The 14,793-nt window shown below is 68.3% G+C and carries 10 protein-coding genes and 1 pseudogene; 4 read left to right on the top strand and 7 right to left on the bottom strand.

Annotated features, from left to right (window positions below; genetic code table 11):
• From VML93_RS09495 to VML93_RS09475, 5 genes and pseudogenes are all read right to left on the bottom strand, one after another.
• Window positions 1-115, bottom strand: a pseudogene (locus tag VML93_RS09495) (shikimate dehydrogenase); the annotation flags it as partial.
• Window positions 93-1,337, bottom strand: coding sequence for an endolytic transglycosylase MltG (locus VML93_RS09490; protein ID WP_325609969.1), 1,245 nt, complete (start codon window positions 1,335-1,337; stop codon window positions 93-95). The pseudogene VML93_RS09495 and the gene VML93_RS09490, both read right to left, overlap by 23 nt.
• Window positions 1,330-1,842, bottom strand: a complete 513-nt coding sequence (gene ruvX, locus VML93_RS09485) for a Holliday junction resolvase RuvX (RefSeq protein ID WP_325609967.1) — start codon at window positions 1,840-1,842, stop codon at window positions 1,330-1,332. The genes VML93_RS09490 and ruvX overlap by 8 nt, the downstream gene beginning before the upstream one ends.
• Window positions 1,843-4,539, bottom strand: coding sequence for an alanine--tRNA ligase (gene alaS, locus VML93_RS09480; RefSeq protein ID WP_325609965.1), 2,697 nt, complete (start codon window positions 4,537-4,539; stop codon window positions 1,843-1,845).
• Between the two features lie 114 nt (window positions 4,540-4,653).
• On the bottom strand, window positions 4,654-5,043 hold the full coding sequence (locus tag VML93_RS09475) for a secondary thiamine-phosphate synthase enzyme YjbQ (RefSeq protein ID WP_325609971.1): 390 nt from the start codon (window positions 5,041-5,043) through the stop codon (window positions 4,654-4,656).
• 171 nt (window positions 5,044-5,214) lie between these two features.
• Between VML93_RS09475 and VML93_RS09470 the strand changes: the two genes are divergently transcribed.
• Window positions 5,215-5,841 (top strand): antibiotic biosynthesis monooxygenase, encoded by a 627-nt coding sequence (locus tag VML93_RS09470; protein ID WP_325609964.1) that lies wholly within the window; start codon window positions 5,215-5,217, stop codon window positions 5,839-5,841.
• A gap of 9 nt (window positions 5,842-5,850) precedes the next feature.
• Here VML93_RS09470 and VML93_RS09465 read toward each other — a convergent pair whose 3' ends face one another.
• Both VML93_RS09465 and VML93_RS09460 read right to left on the bottom strand, forming a co-directional pair.
• The gene (locus VML93_RS09465; RefSeq protein ID WP_325609962.1) at window positions 5,851-6,195 is read right to left on the bottom strand and encodes a hypothetical protein; all 345 of its coding nucleotides are present in this window, start codon (window positions 6,193-6,195) and stop codon (window positions 5,851-5,853) included.
• The gene (locus VML93_RS09460; RefSeq protein WP_325609960.1) at window positions 6,192-7,544 is read right to left on the bottom strand and encodes a replication-associated recombination protein A; all 1,353 of its coding nucleotides are present in this window, start codon (window positions 7,542-7,544) and stop codon (window positions 6,192-6,194) included. The genes VML93_RS09465 and VML93_RS09460 overlap by 4 nt, the downstream gene beginning before the upstream one ends.
• A 155-nt stretch (window positions 7,545-7,699) precedes the next feature.
• Between VML93_RS09460 and VML93_RS09455 the strand changes: the two genes are divergently transcribed.
• The 3 genes from VML93_RS09455 to VML93_RS09445 form a co-directional block, all read left to right on the top strand.
• Window positions 7,700-8,671, top strand: coding sequence for a hypothetical protein (locus VML93_RS09455; protein ID WP_325609958.1), 972 nt, complete (start codon window positions 7,700-7,702; stop codon window positions 8,669-8,671).
• Window positions 8,672-8,865: 194 nt separating this feature from the next.
• Window positions 8,866-12,216 carry a DUF2126 domain-containing protein gene (locus VML93_RS09450; protein ID WP_325609957.1) on the top strand — a complete coding sequence of 1,117 codons (3,351 nt, stop codon included), beginning with the start codon at window positions 8,866-8,868 and terminating at the stop codon, window positions 12,214-12,216.
• Window positions 12,216-14,793 (top strand): circularly permuted type 2 ATP-grasp protein (locus tag VML93_RS09445; RefSeq protein WP_325609955.1); only part of this gene is annotated, 2,578 nt, incomplete at its 3' end. The genes VML93_RS09450 and VML93_RS09445, both read left to right, overlap by 1 nt.

The raw sequence follows: 14,793 nt of genomic DNA, 5'->3' as shown, positions 1-14,793 counted from the left end.
GATAGGCGGCCAGGTGCAGTTGCGGGGATTTCGAATGCGCGATCGGTTTGCCGAGGACGGCCGCCCTCCTAGCGGGTCCCCTAGCGCGCCCCCTAACGGGCCGAGTCGAGGACACCGTTGCGCTTAGCCAGCTCGATGTTGGCCAAATGCTGTTGATAATCCTTGGTGAACAGCGTCGTGCCCTGGGCATCGATGGTGACGAAGTACAGCCAGTCACCCGGCTCGGGATGCTCGGCGGCCCGCAGCGCATCCACGCCGGGAGAGCAGATCGCGGTGGCCGGCAGTCCCGGGGATACGTAGGTGTTCCACGGCGTGCGCTGTGCGCGGTCCGCGTCGCTGGTGGCCACCTCGCGGCGGTCCAGTGGATAGTTCACCGTCGAGTCGAATTCCAGCGTGTGGTGAATGTGCAGGCGGTTGTAGATGACCTGGGCCACCTTCGCGAAATCCTGCGACCTGGCTTCCTGCTGCACCAGCGACGCAACCACCAGAATGTCGTAGGGCGACAAGCCCTGGGACGCGGCGATGTCGTCCAACCCGGATTGCGTGTACGCCGCGGTGCCGGCGGTGATCAGGCCGGCCAAGATCGTCTCGGGCGAGGCCGACGGATCGACGTTGAAGGTCCCCGGTGCGATGAGGCCTTCGATCCGGCGATGGTCGTTGCCGAGGCCGGTCACCGGCTGAATCGCCCACTTCGGCACCGCCAACGCAGACGGAGCGCTGGTGGCCGCCGCCTTGCGCAGATCGTCGACCGAGACGCAGTGCCGGTTACCGTCGAGATCCAGACAGGTGGCCTGCGAGATCAGAGTCAGAATTCCGGGGGTCACCACGTTGGTCTTCACGTCGGTGGTGTTGTCGAGCTGGCGCCCTTCCGGGATGACCAGCCTGCCCACCCGGTTGTTCGGGTCGGTGAGCCGCGCGACCGCGGTGGCCGCCGGGATTTCGGTGCGCATGCGGTAGAAGCCGGGCTGGATCGCCGAAATCGCGGCGTTGCCGCGCGCGGCGCGGACGAATGCGCGGACGGTGGCGACCACGCCGCGCTTGAGCAGCGTCTCCCCGATCGCGGTGGTGGAATCACCGGCCTGGACCTGAATCATGATGTCCTGCTTGCCATCGCCGCTGTAGTCGTCGTCGGAACTGAACATCGTGTGCCACATCTTGACGCCGACGATGCCCGCCGCGACCACCACCACGACCAGCAGGCTGAGGGCGAATCTGCGGGCGAAACGCTGCCGCCGGCGGCCGCGCTCGGCGTGGATCCGGTCCAGGCGGCTCATCCCCTGCCGAGGCGGCCCGACCGCCTCCGGCTCAGCCCGTTCGCGCTGCACGTCGTCAGTCATCGCCGGCGTCCCCTGGCACTGATCCGGCCAGCTGGGCCCGACGCTGTTCGAGCCAGGACTGCAGGATCGCCACCGCGGCGGCCTGGTCGATCACAGCGCGCTGGTTCTTGGCCGAAATACCGGCCGCGCGCAGTGACCGCTGTGCGCTGACGGTGGTCAGCCGCTCGTCGGCGAGGCGCACCGGGATGGGAGCAACGCGGCTTGCCAGAGCCTCGGCCAGCTCGATCGCGTCCTGCGCCGAGGCGCCGACGCGGTCGGCCAGTGTGCGTGGCAACCCGACGATCACCTCCACCGCCTCGAACTCGGCTGCCAGCGCAGCCAGCCGGCGCACATGCTTGCCGGAGCGGTCGCGGCGCACCGTTTCCACCGGGGTGGCCAGGATGCCGTCCGGGTCGCTGCAGGCCACCCCGATGCGCACACTGCCCACGTCGATGCCGAGCCGACGGCCCCTGCCCGGATCCAAATCGCCGGGCCGATCCGGCAGGCGGTGCTGTGTTGGGACCACTCAGCCGACCCGCGCTATCTCGGAGCGCACCGCGTCGAGCGCCGCGTCTATTCCGCTCGGATCCTTGCCGGAGCCTTGCGCCAGGTCGGCCTTGCCGCCGCCGCGGCCGTCGACGGCCAGGGCGAGGTGCTTGACCAGTTCGTTGGCGTTCAGGCCGAGATCCTGGGCGGCCGGATTGGCCGCGACGGCATAGGGCACCGTCGAGCCTTCACCCTCGGATATCAGCGCGACCACCGCGGGATCGCCGCCCAGCTTGCCGCGGATGTCCCCGACCAGGGAGCGCAGGTCGGCCGCCGTCATCCCGCCCGACATCCGCTGTACCACCACACGCACGTTACCGATGCGCTCAGCACCGGCCGCCGCGTTGGTCGCCGCCGCCCGCGCGTTGGCCAGCCGGGCACGTTCGAGTTCCTTCTCGGCGGCCTTGAGCCGCTCCACCAGGTTGGCGACCCGGGCCGGCACCTCTTCGGACGGCACCTTCAGCGACGACGCCAGCCCGGCCATCAGCGCGCGCTCCTTGGCCAGGTGGCGAAACGACTCCAGCCCGACGTAGGCCTCCACCCGGCGCACCCCGGAGCCGATCGAGGATTCACCCAGGATGGTCACCGGGCCGATCTGCGCCGAGTTGGGCACGTGCGTGCCGCCGCACAGTTCCAGCGAGAACGGGCCGCCGATCTCCACCACCCGCACCTGGTCGGGATAGGCCTCGCCGAACAGCGCCATCGCGCCCATCGCCTTGGCCTTCTCCAGCTGCTCGGTGAAGGTGTGCACCTCGAAGTCGGCCTGCACCGCCTCATTGGTCACTTCTTGGATTTGTGAGCTCTGGGTGTCCGATAGCGGTCCCTGCCAGTTGAAGTCGAACCGCAGGTAGCCGGGCCGGTTCAGCGATCCGGCCTGAACGGCGTTGGGCCCCAGCACTTGTCGCAGCGCGGCGTGCACCATGTGGGTGCCTGAGTGTCCCTGCGTGGCGCCTTTGCGCCAGCCCGGATCCACCGCCGCGACGACGGTGTCGCCCTCCACGAATTCCCCGGACTCGACGTTAACCCGGTGCGCGTGCAGGGTTTTGGCGATCTTCTGTACATCGGTGACGGCCGCGCGGGCGCTCTCGCCCGAACCGGTCCCGCTGATGGTGCCGATGTCGGCGAGTTGGCCGCCGGACTCGGCGTACAACGGGGTGCGGTCCAGCACCAGCTCCACCCGGTCGGCATCGAGCGTGTCGGCGTGGGCCACCACCGGAACCCGCCTGCCGTCCACGAAGATGCCCAGAATCCTTGCCTCGGAGGACAATTCGTTGAATCCGGTGAACTCGGTGGGGCCGGCGTCGACCAGCTCGCGATAGGCGGTCAGGTCGGCGTGCGCGTGCTTGCGCGCGGCGGCGTCGGCCTTGGCGCGCTGTCGTTGCTCGGCCATCAGCTCGCGGAAACCCGGTTCGTCGACCGTCAGGCCGGCTTCGGCCGCCATCTCCAGGGTGAGCTCGATCGGGAAGCCGTAGGTGTCGTGCAGGGTGAAGGCGTCCGACCCGGAAACCACCTTGGCACCAGAGGATTTGGTGGTCCCGGCCACCTCGTCGAACAGCTTGGAGCCCGACGCCAGCGTGCGGTTGAACGCGGTCTCCTCGGCGACCGCGATGCGGTTGATCCGGTCGAAGTCGCTGACCAGTTCGGGATAGGACGGGCCCATCGCGTCGCGTACCGTCGCCATCAGGTCGCCGACTATCGGGGTGTCGATACCGAGCAGCTTGGCCGAGCGGATCACCCGGCGCAGCAGCCGCCGCAGCACGTAGCCGCGGCCGTCGTTGCCCGGGCTGACGCCGTCGCCGATCAGGATCGCGGCGGTGCGACTGTGGTCGGCGATGATGCGGTAACGCACGTCGTCGGCATGATTACCGACGTCGTAGGGTCTGGGCGCGCGACTGGCCACCAGATCGATCACCGGCCGCAGCAGATCCGTCTCGTAGACGTTGTGCACGTTCTGCAGCACCAGCGCGATTCGTTCGACGCCCATACCGGTGTCGATGTTCTTGCGGGGCAACGGCCCGAGGATCTCGTAGTCCTCTTTGGTGGTGCCCTCGCCGCGCTCGTTCTGCATGAACACGAGGTTCCACACCTCGAGGTAGCGGTCCTCGTTGACGATCGGACCGCCTTCGGGGCCGAACTCGGGGCCGCGGTCGTAGTAGATCTCCGACGACGGCCCGCACGGTCCGGGGATGCCCATCGACCAGTAGTTGTCGGCCATGCCGCGGCGCTGGATCCGCTCGGCGGGCAGCCCGGCGATCTCCTGCCACAGCCCGGCTGCCTCGTCGTCGTCGAGATAAACGGTGGCCCAAAGCCTTTCCGGATCCAGGCCGTATCCGCCCTCGGAGACGCTGTTGGTCAGCAGGTCCCAGGCCAGTTCGATGGCCCCGCGCTTGAAGTAGTCACCGAACGAGAAGTTGCCGGCCATCTGGAAGAAGGTGTTGTGCCGGGTGGTGATGCCCACCTCGTCGATGTCGGGTGTGCGGATGCACTTCTGGATGCTGGTGGCCGTTGCGTATGGCGGCGTGCGCTGACCCAGGAAGAAGGGCACGAACTGGACCATGCCGGCGTTGACGAACAACAGGTTGGGGTCGTCGAGGATCACCGAGGCGCTGGGCACCTCGGTGTGGCCGGCTTCCACGAAATGATCAAGGAACCGCTTCCTGATCTCGTGTGTCTGCACTGTTGTTCTTTCCTTAGTTCCGTGCTCGGGGTCGGATCCCAGCCTATGCGCCGGGCTTATTAGAAGGCTGCCCAACGACGCATTCACAGTACCGGTGGGCCGCTGACCTCGCGCTTAACCTTCCAGGAAGCTCAAACGCACGGTCCGCCGCGGGTTGTCCCGGTTCAGGTCGACCAGAACGACGCTTTGCCAGGTGCCCAGCAACAGCTCGCCTGCGGAGACCGGCACCATCACCGACGGCGCGACGATGGCCGGCAACACGTGGTCGGCGCCGTGGCCGGAGGAGCCGTGTGCGTGCCGGTACCGATCGTCGCGCGGCAGCAGCCGCTCCAGGGTGTCGACCAGGTCGTCGTCGGAACCGGCGCCGGTCTCGATGATCGCGACCCCGGCCGTCGCATGCGGGACGAACACGTTCAGCAAACCGTCGCCGTAGCTGAAGCAGACCCTGCGCACCGTGTCTGTGAGATCGACGATGCGACGACGCGAGGTGTCCACATCCAGCACATCGGTAATCATCGGTCCTACCCTACGGGCGGGCCGCGGTGAGCTGCCAATCTGCGCAAATGTCAGCGAACTTTCGCCTGGGGAACCTATTGCCATGGCTGATCCGTCGGAGGAACGTATGGGAGTACCGGTGGCGCGCCGGGGCGCTGCCCGAGACGGAGAGGGCCGACTGTGTACGCGTTCGCACGCTCTACGACCATCCAGGCGAATCCAGGGTCAATCGACGCAGGCATTGCGCACGTGCGCGACGTCGTGATGCCGGCACTAAGAGAGATCGAAGGGTGCCTGGGCTTGTCACTGTTGGTCAACCGGGAAACCGGCAGATGCATAGCGACCAGCTCCTGGGACTCCCACGACGCGATGCGCGACAGCGCCGAGACGGTGTGGCAGATACGCAAGGACGCCGCCGAGCAGTTCAGCGGTTACACCGCCGTCGACCAGTGGGAGATCGCGGTGTTGCACCGCGACCACCGCTCAGGTCCGGACGCCTGTGTGCGGGCCACGTGGGTCAAGGTGCGGCCCGACCAATTCGACAATGCGATCGACTACTACCGGTTGGTTATCGTGCCGGAGATCGAGGAGCTCGAGGGTTTCTGCAGCACCAGCATGTTGATCGACTGCATCTCCGCCCGCGCGGTGGTGTCGACGACGTTCGACAGCCTCGACGCGATGGACCGTAACCGGGAGCAGTCCCGTTCGTTGCGGACCGCCCAGCTGCGCAACCTCGGCGTGGACCAGTACGACGTCGAGGAGTTCGAGCTGGCGATCGCCCACCTGCGGGTACCCGAGCTGGTCTAGCGCCAGCTCCTACCGCAGCGCGTCACCGGGAAATCCGCGGCAGGGGTGCACCTGGTAGGTGAACACGCCGGCGACCACCCCGGGGTCGTCGGCCATGATCGCCTCGGTGTCCTCGACGGTCGCGTCGAACACCCCGATGCCGCACACGTCGGATCCGTCGGTGACGGGCAGCACCACGGCCAGCACGCCGTCGTCGCGCAGCCCGAAGTTGCGACGGCCGTGTTCCCAGACGATCGCGGGCGCACTCTCTTCGCCGTACTTCGGCCCCTGCTTGAGGATCACGACGCTGTAGGCCTTGGCAGTGGGCAGCAGTCGGCCCATCTCTTCGTCGGTGAAGGTCTTCCCAGACGTCATTGCCGTCCCCTCTTGTTGCGGATGATCGCGCGGAGCCGCTCCAGCCGTCCGGCGATCTCGCGTTCACCGCCGTGGTTGGTCGGCCGGTAGTAGTCCACGCCGACCAGCTCGCTCGGCGGATACTGTTGGGCGACAACGCCGTCCGGGTCGTCGTGGGAGTACTTGTAACCCTGCGCGTTGCCCAGCGCCGCCGCACCCGAGTAGTGCCCGTCGCGCAGATGCGCCGGCACCAGACCGGCCTTTCCCGCCTTGATATCGCCCATCGCCGCCCCCAGCGCGGTGGTGACCGCGTTCGACTTCGGCGCGGTGGCCAGGTGGACGGTGGCGTGCGCCAGCGTCAGCTGGGCTTCGGGCATGCCGATCAGCGCCACGGTCTGCGCGGCGGCGACCGCGGTCTGCAGCGCGGTCGGGTCGGCCATGCCGATGTCCTCGCTGGCCAGGATCACCAGCCGACGCGCGACGAAGCGCGGGTCCTCCCCCGCGACCAGCATGCGGGCCAGATAATGCAGTGCGGCGTCGACGTCGGAACCGCGCACCGACTTGATGAAGGCGCTGATGACGTCGTAGTGCTGGTCGCCGTCACGGTCGTAGCGCACCGCGGCCTTGTCCAGGGACTGCTCGATGGTCTCAACGCTCACCTGCTCGGTGGCTTCGGCAGCGACCTCCAGCGCTGTCAGCGCCCGGCGGGCGTCGCCGGCGGCCAATTGCACCAGCAGGTCGACGGCTTCGGGTTGCACCACGACGCGCCCGGCCAGGCCGCGCGGGTCCTCGATCGCGCGCTGCACCACGGTGCGGATGTCGTCGGCGGTCAGCGGCCGCAACTGCAGGATCAGCGATCGGGACAGCAGCGGCGCCACCACCGAAAACGACGGATTCTCGGTGGTGGCGGCGACTAGCAACACCACCCGGTTCTCCACCGCGGACAGCAGCGCGTCCTGCTGGGTCTTGGAGAAGCGGTGCACCTCGTCGATGAACAGCACCGTCTGCTCACCATGGAGGACGCCCTTCCGCGCACTTTCTATAACGGCCCGAACGTCTCTGACACCGGCCGACAATGCCGACAGCGCCTCGAACCGGCGCCCGGTGGCCTGCGAGATCAGCGCGGCCAGGGTGGTCTTACCGCTGCCCGGCGGGCCGTAGAGGATGGCCGACGCCACGCCCGAGCCCTCCACCAGGCGGCGCAATGGCGACCCGGGTGCCAGCAAGTGGTCCTGCCCGACGACCTCGTCCAGGGACACCGGACGCATCCGCACCGCCAGCGGCGCGCCGACCGGCACGCCGAACTCGCGGTCACTCGGCTGCGACGCGCCGGGCAGGTCGAACAGACCGTCGGACACGGTTTCAGGCATACCACGTCGCCACGACACGACCCGTGCCCGCGCAGCTTTCGATCAGCGCCGCCATCGGCGCAGGCGGGCCGAAGAAGAGTGAGAGAAATATGGGCGTTTCGGGCGGATATTTGTTAAGTTCGCCGCACCGACCCACGGCGAAAATAGGAGGCGTGATGAGCCAACCCCCGGAGTATCCGGGCTATCCGGGAAATCAGCGACCCGGCGACCAAGCTCCCGGCGGCTACCAGCCTGCTCCTCCGGGTTACGGTCAGCCGCCGCAGTCTTCCGGCTACGGCGCGCCGCCGCCACCTCCTCCTCCGCCGCCGGGTTACGGCGCACCGCCGGCCGGCTACGGGGCGCCCGCGCCACCGCCCGGCTACGGCCAACCCCCCGCCGGCTATACCCCGAGTGCAGGCGGCGGCATCCAATTCAGCGCGGGTGACGCGTTCAACTGGGCGTGGAACAAGTTCACCAAGAACGCGGCGGCGCTGATCGTTCCGATGCTGATTTACGGCGCGGCAATGGCAGTCATCATCGGCATCGCGTACTTTGTCCTTTTCACGGTCTTGATCGGCTCAGCGGGCACCACCACCACCACGACGTACGGGCAAGAATCGTCGGACGGTGGCGGCGCTCTCGCGGGTCTGGGGTTCTTCGGTTTCCTGATCGGTGGGGCGCTGGTCGGCTTCTTCATCTTCCTGGCGGCGTTCTACATCCAGGGCGCGTTCGTCTCCGGATGCCTCCAAATCGCCGACGGGCAGCCGGTGAGCATCAGTTCGTTCCTGCAGCCACCACGCAACTTGGGCTCGGTTCTTCTAGCCGCGCTGCTGGTCGCTGTCGGCACCTCTGTCGGCTACGCGCTGTGCTTCCTCCCCGGCATCATTTTCCTTTTCTTCTCGATGTTCACCATCCCGTACGTCATCGACCGGGGCTTGGCACCCGTTGATGCGCTAAAAGCCAGCTTCGACACGGTCAACAAGAACCTCGGCAGCGCGCTGCTGGCGTACTTGGTCACCGTCGCGGTCGGAATGGTCGGTAATGCGGTGTGCGTCGGCGGCCTCATCTCGATTCCGGTGTCGATGCTGATCATGACCTACACTTATCGCCGCCTCTCCGGCGGCCAGATCGCCCCGATGACGCCCTAGCACAACAAAATTCGCGTTCAACCGGCCCGTGCCGTCTTCGTTCTGCGAGGACGGCACGGGCATTTTCGCTCAGGGCTTTCACTCTGCGCGCAGGGCGCGCCCCACCCGCGGAACTCCGCCCTGAACGCAGAGCCAACGCCGTAAGAATTGCGCCACACTGCAGCCTGCTGGCTGTTGTGATGGGATCAGCGGTTATGAGTATCAAAGTTGCGCTGGAGCACCGCACCAGCTACACCTTTGACCGGCTGGTTCGGGTGTCCACGCACACCGTGCGGCTGCGCCCGGCCCCTCATTCGCGCACACCCATCGAGGCGTACTCGCTGCGGATCGAGCCCGCCAAGCACTACATCAACTGGCAACAGGACGCGGTGGGCAACTTCGTGGCCAGCGTGGAATTTCTCGAACCCACCCGCCAGCTGACATTCACCGTGGGGCTGATCGCCGACCTCAAGGTGATCAACCCGTTCGACTTCTTCATCCAAAGCTGGGCCGAGACGTGGCCGTCCGCCGGGTTCAGCTACCCGGAGCCGCTGGCCGATGAACTCAAGCCGTACCTGCGGCTGGTCGACGAGGACGGCGACGGGTCCGGTCCCGGCGACCTCGCGCAGGCATGGGTGGCCAACTTCAACATGCCGGAAGGCACCCGCACCATCGACTTCCTGGTCGCGCTCAACCGCGCCGTCAACGCCGACGTGGGCTACAGCCTGCGCATGGAACCCGGCGTCCAGACACCGGATTTCACGCTGCGCACCGGCATCGGCTCCTGCCGGGACTCGGCGTGGCTGCTGGTCTCGATCCTGCGCCAGCTGGGGCTGGCCGCCCGGTTCGTGTCCGGCTACCTGGTACAACTGGCGTCCGACGTCAAGGCGCTCGACGGACCGGCTGGGCCCGCCGCCGACTTCACCGACCTGCACGCGTGGGCCGAGGTCTACGTTCCCGGCGCGGGCTGGATCGGGCTCGACCCGACGTCGGGGCTATTGGCAACCGAGGGCCACATTCCGCTGGCGGCCACGCCGCACCCGGCGTCAGCAGCAGCCATCACCGGCGGGATCGACCCCTGCGAATCGGTGATGGAGTTCTCCAACACCGTGACCCGCGTCCACGAGGACCCGCGCGTCACGCTGCCCTACACCGACCAGGCGTGGCAGACGATCTGCGAGGTGGGCCAGCGTGTCGACGACCGGCTGGACGCCGGTGATGTCCGACTGACGGTCGGCGGTGAGCCGACGTTCGTATCGGTGGACAACCAGGTCGACGAAGAGTGGACAACGGCCGCCGACGGCCCCCACAAACGCGAGCGGGCCTCCGAGCTGACCGCCCGGCTGAAGTCCGTGTGGGCCCCGCAGGGGCTCGTCCAGCACGGGCAGGGCAAGTGGTATCCGGGAGAGCCGTTGCCGCGCTGGCAGATTGCGCTGCACTGGCGCACCGACGGGCGCCCACTGTGGACCAACGACGCGCTGCTGGCCTTCCCCTGGACGGGTGAGAGCGCCTCGGACACCGACCCTGTCGGCGCTGAAGCGGCCCGGCAGCTGCTCACCGCGATCGCCGAGGGATTCGGGTTGCCCGTCGCACAGGTGCGGCCGGCCTACGAGGACCCGCTGTCCCGGCTGTCCGCCACGGTGCGCTTGCCCGCCGGCGACCCGGTACAGCCCGGCGACGATCTGGCCCCCGACGGTAATCCGGACACCACCGACAGCCGCGCCACGCTGCTGGCACGACTCGACGAATCCACCACGGCCCCAACCGCATTCGTGCTGCCGCTGCATCGGCGCGACGACGACCTCGGCTGGGCCAGCGCGAACTGGCAGCTGCGTCGCGGTCGCATCGTGTTGCTGGAGGGCGATTCGCCCGCAGGTCTGCGGCTGCCGCTGGATGCGATCAGCTGGGAGCCGGCCCGGCCGTCGTTCGACGTCGATCTGGCGAGCGTGGGCTCCGCCCTGCCGGCCGAGCCCGCCCCGGCCCAGGCGGTAGTGGTGGACGCCGCGGGCGCCCCGCCCACCGCGATCGTCGCCGAGGTCCGCGATGGCCTGCTGTACATCTTCTTGCCGCCCACCGAGGCGCTCGAACACTTCGTCGACCTGATCGCGCGCATCGAGGCCGCCGCGGCGGCTGCCGACTGCCCGGTCGTGATCGAGGGCTACGGCCCACCGCCCGACGCGCGGCTGAGGTCCACCACGATCACCCCCGACCCGGGTGTCATCGAGGTCAACGTCGCGCCCACCGCGAGTTTCGCCGAACAGCACCAGCAGCTGGAAATCCTTTACGAAGAAGCCCGGATGGCCCGCCTATCTACCGAGTCGTTCGACATCGACGGCACCCACGGCGGCACCGGCGGCGGTAACCACATCACCCTGGGCGGCGTCACACCGGCGGACTCGCCGCTGCTGCGCCGCCCGGACCTGCTCGTCTCGCTGCTGACCTACTGGCAGCGACACCCGTCGCTGTCCTATCTGTTCGCCGGGCGGTTCGTCGGCACCACATCGCAGGCGCCACGGGTCGACGAGGGCCGCACCGAAGCCCTTTACGAGCTGGAGATCGCGTTTGCCGAGATCCTCCGGCTGGCTCCGTCTTCCGGCGGCGGGCGCCCCCAACCCTGGGTGACCGACCGCGCGCTGCGACACCTGCTCACCGACATCACCGGCAACACCCATCGCGCCGAATTCTGCATCGACAAGCTCTACAGCCCCGACAGCCCCCGCGGCCGGCTCGGCCTGCTCGAGCTGCGAGGGTTCGAGATGCCGCCACATCTCCGCATGGCGATGGTGCAGTCGCTGCTGGTGCGCGCACTGGTCGCGTGGTTCTGGGACGAGCCGCTGCGCGCCCCGCTGATTCGCCACGGCGCCAACCTGCATGGGCGATACCTGTTGCCGCACTTCCTGATTCACGACATCGCCGACGTGGCGGCCGATCTGCGCGCGCATGGCATCGCCTTCGAGACCAGCTGGCTGGACCCGTTCACCGAGTTCCGGTTTCCGCGCATCGGCACCGCCGTCTTTGACGGTGTGGAGATCGAGTTGCGCGGGGCGATCGAGCCCTGGAATACCCTGGGCGAGGAATCTACCGCCACCGGCACCGCGCGCTACGTCGACTCGTCCGTCGAGCGCATCCAGGTCCGCATCATCGGCGGCGACCGGCATCGCTACGCGGTGACCTGCAACGGCTACCCGGTGCCGCTGCTGGCCACCGACAACCCTGACATCCACGTCGGCGGCGTGCGGTTCAAGGCCTGGCAGCCACCGAGCGCGCTGCATCCGACGATCACGATCGACAGCCCGCTGCAGTTCGAGCTCGTCGACCTCACGGCCGGAACCTCACGAGGTGGATGCACCTACCACGTCATCCATCCCGGCGGGCGTGCCTACGACGCGCCGCCCGTCAATGCGGTCGAGGCCGAGTCGCGTCGCGCTCGCCGCTTCGAGGCGACCGGATTCACTCCCGGCAATCTCGATCTGGCCGGCATCCGGGAAAAACAGGCCCGGATCCTCACCGACATCGGCGCGCCGGGCATCCTCGACCTGCGACGCGTGCGTACCGTCCAGCAGTAATGACACTTGGTGCGGGCGGATCGTCGGCGGCGGTTTCTACCGCCACCGACCGCTACGACGTGGACCGCCTGCTGGCCGGGTACCGCACCGCGCGCGCCCAGGAAGCATTGTTCGACCTACGCCCCGCCGGCCCGGGAGGCCCCGAAGGCGTGGGAATCGGCTACGACGAATTCGTCGACGCCAACGGCAACGTGCGGCCGGCCTGGACCGAGCTGGCCGACACCGTCGCCGAACGCGGCAGGGCCGGGCTGGACCGGCTGGGCTCGGTGGTGCATAGCCTGCTCGACAGCGACGGCGTCACCTACACCGGCGTCGATTCCAGCCGGGACGGGGCCCACGGCAGCCACGGTCTGGAGCCCGGCCCCTGGGTTCTGGACACGCTGCCGCTGGTGGTCTCCGCGACCGATTGGGACGTGCTGGAAGCGGGGCTGGTGCAGCGTTCGCGCCTGCTCAACGCCGTGCTTGCGGACTTGTATGGGCCGCGCCACTTGCTCACCGAGGGCATCCTCCCGGCCCAACTGGTGTTCGCCCATCCCGGGTATGTGCGTCCCGCCATCGGGATCGAGGTGCCGGGGCACCATCAGCTGTTCATGCACGGCTGCGACCTGAGCCGGTTGCCGGATGGCAGCTTTCAGGTCAACGCCGACTGGACGCAGGCGCCGTCGGGAGCCGGTTACGCGCTGGCCGACCGCCGCGTGGTGGCGCACGCGATTCCCGATCTCTACGAACGGATCGCGCCGCGCCCGACGACGCCGTTCGCGCAGGCGCTGCGGCTGGCACTGATCGACGCCGCACCCGACGTCGCCCAGGACCCGGTGGTGGTGGTACTCAGCCCGGGCATCTACTCGGAGACGGCTTTCGACCAGGCGTATCTGGCGACGCTGCTGGGTTTCCCGCTGGTGGAGAGCGCGGATTTGGTGGTGCGCGACGGCAAGCTGTGGATGCGCTCGCTGGGCACGCTCAAGCGGGTCGACGTCGTGTTGCGGCGCGTCGACGCCGACTACACGGATCCGCTGGATCTGCGCGCCGACTCCAGGCTCGGCGTGGTGGGCCTGGTCGAGGCCCAACACCGCGGCACGGTCACCGTCGTCAACACGCTCGGCAGCGGCATCCTGGAAAGCCCTGGGCTGCTTCGGTTTCTGCCCGAACTCGCCGAGCGCCTGCTCGGCGAGTCCCCGCTGCTGCCGACCGCGCCGCTGTACTGGGGCGGCTTCGCCGGTGAACGCTCGCACCTGCTGGCAAAGCTCTCGTCGCTGTTGATCAAATCCACCGTGGGCGGGGAAACCCTTGTCGGACCGACACTTTCGTCTAGGCAACTGGCTGATCTGGCAGTGCGCATCGAGACCATGCCCTGGCACTGGGTCGGCCAGGAGCTGCCGGCGTTCTCGTCGGCGCCCACCGACCATGCCGGTGTGCTGTCCTCGGCCGGCGTCGGGATGCGGTTGTTCACCGTCGCCCAGCGCAGCGGGTACGCGCCGATGATCGGCGGGCTGGGCTACGTGCTGGCGCCCGGCCCCGCCGGGTACACGCTGAAAACCGTTGCGGCAAAAGATGTCTGGGTGCGTCCCACGGAGCGTGCGCGGGCCGAGGCCGTGGCCCTTCCGTCCTTGCCGACGGCGCCGGCGAAGAGCGGCGCGGGCACCCTGGGCGTGAGCTCACCTCGGGTGCTGTCCGACCTGTTCTGGATGGGACGCTACGGCGAACGCGCCGAGAACATGGCCCGGTTGCTGATCGTCGCCCGCGAGCGCTACCACGTCTACCGGCACCACCAGGACACCGAGGAAAGCGAATGCGTGCCGGTGCTGATGGCGGCTCTGGGCCGCATCACCGGGACCGACACCGGAACGCGCAACGACCACGCCGAGCTGATCGCCGTCGCCCCGTCGATGCTGTGGTCACTGACCATGGACCCGGAGCGCCCCGGGGCACTTGTCCAGTCGGTGGACGGTTTGGCCTTGGCCGCCAGGGCGGTTCGCGACCAGTTGTCCAACGACACCTGGATGGTGCTGGCCAACGTGGAGCGCGCGGTGGTGCAAAGGTCCGACCCGCCGGAGTCGCTGGCCGAGGCCGATGCCTTGCTCGCGTCGGCTCAGGCGCAGACGTTGGCCGGGATGCTGACCCTTTCCGGGGTGGCCAGCGAGTCGACGGTGCACGACGTCGGCTGGACGATCATGGACATCGGCAAACGCATCGAACGCGGCCTCTGGCTGACCGCGTTGCTGCGGGCCACGCTGACCCAGGTCCGCAGCGCGACCGCTGAGCAAACCATCATCGAGGCCACCCTGGTCGCGTGTGAATCGTCGGTCATCTACCGGCGCCGCAACGTGGGCAACGTCAGCGTCGCCGCCGTGACCGAGCTGATGCTGTTCGACGCGGACAACCCGCGGTCGTTGGCCTATCAGCTGGAACGGCTACGGGCCAACCTCAGAGACCTGCCGGGCTCGTCGGGTTCGTCGCGTCCGGAGCGCATGGCCGACGACATCAACACCCGCCTGCGCCGCTCGGATCCCGCTGAGCTGGAAGCGGTCACCAAGGACCGCCGCGAGGACTTGGACGAACTGCTCGAAGCGATCCACG

Source organism: Mycobacterium sp. (assembly GCF_035499775.1).
Lineage (GTDB): Bacteria > Actinomycetota > Actinomycetes > Mycobacteriales > Mycobacteriaceae > Mycobacterium.
The sequence above is the reverse complement of the archived record's forward strand: the minus strand, read 5'-3'. Positions and strand labels throughout refer to the sequence as shown.

Coding starts and splice junctions, on each gene's coding strand:
- VML93_RS09490 (WP_325609969.1), bottom strand. CDS start 1,337: ATGACTGACGACGTGCAGCGCGAACGGGCTGAGCCGGAGGCGGTCGGG.
- VML93_RS09465 (WP_325609962.1), bottom strand. CDS start 6,195: ATGACGTCTGGGAAGACCTTCACCGACGAAGAGATGGGCCGACTGCTG.
- VML93_RS09460 (WP_325609960.1), bottom strand. CDS start 7,544: ATGCCTGAAACCGTGTCCGACGGTCTGTTCGACCTGCCCGGCGCGTCG.
- VML93_RS09455 (WP_325609958.1), top strand. CDS start 7,700: ATGAGCCAACCCCCGGAGTATCCGGGCTATCCGGGAAATCAGCGACCC.
- VML93_RS09450 (WP_325609957.1), top strand. CDS start 8,866: ATGAGTATCAAAGTTGCGCTGGAGCACCGCACCAGCTACACCTTTGAC.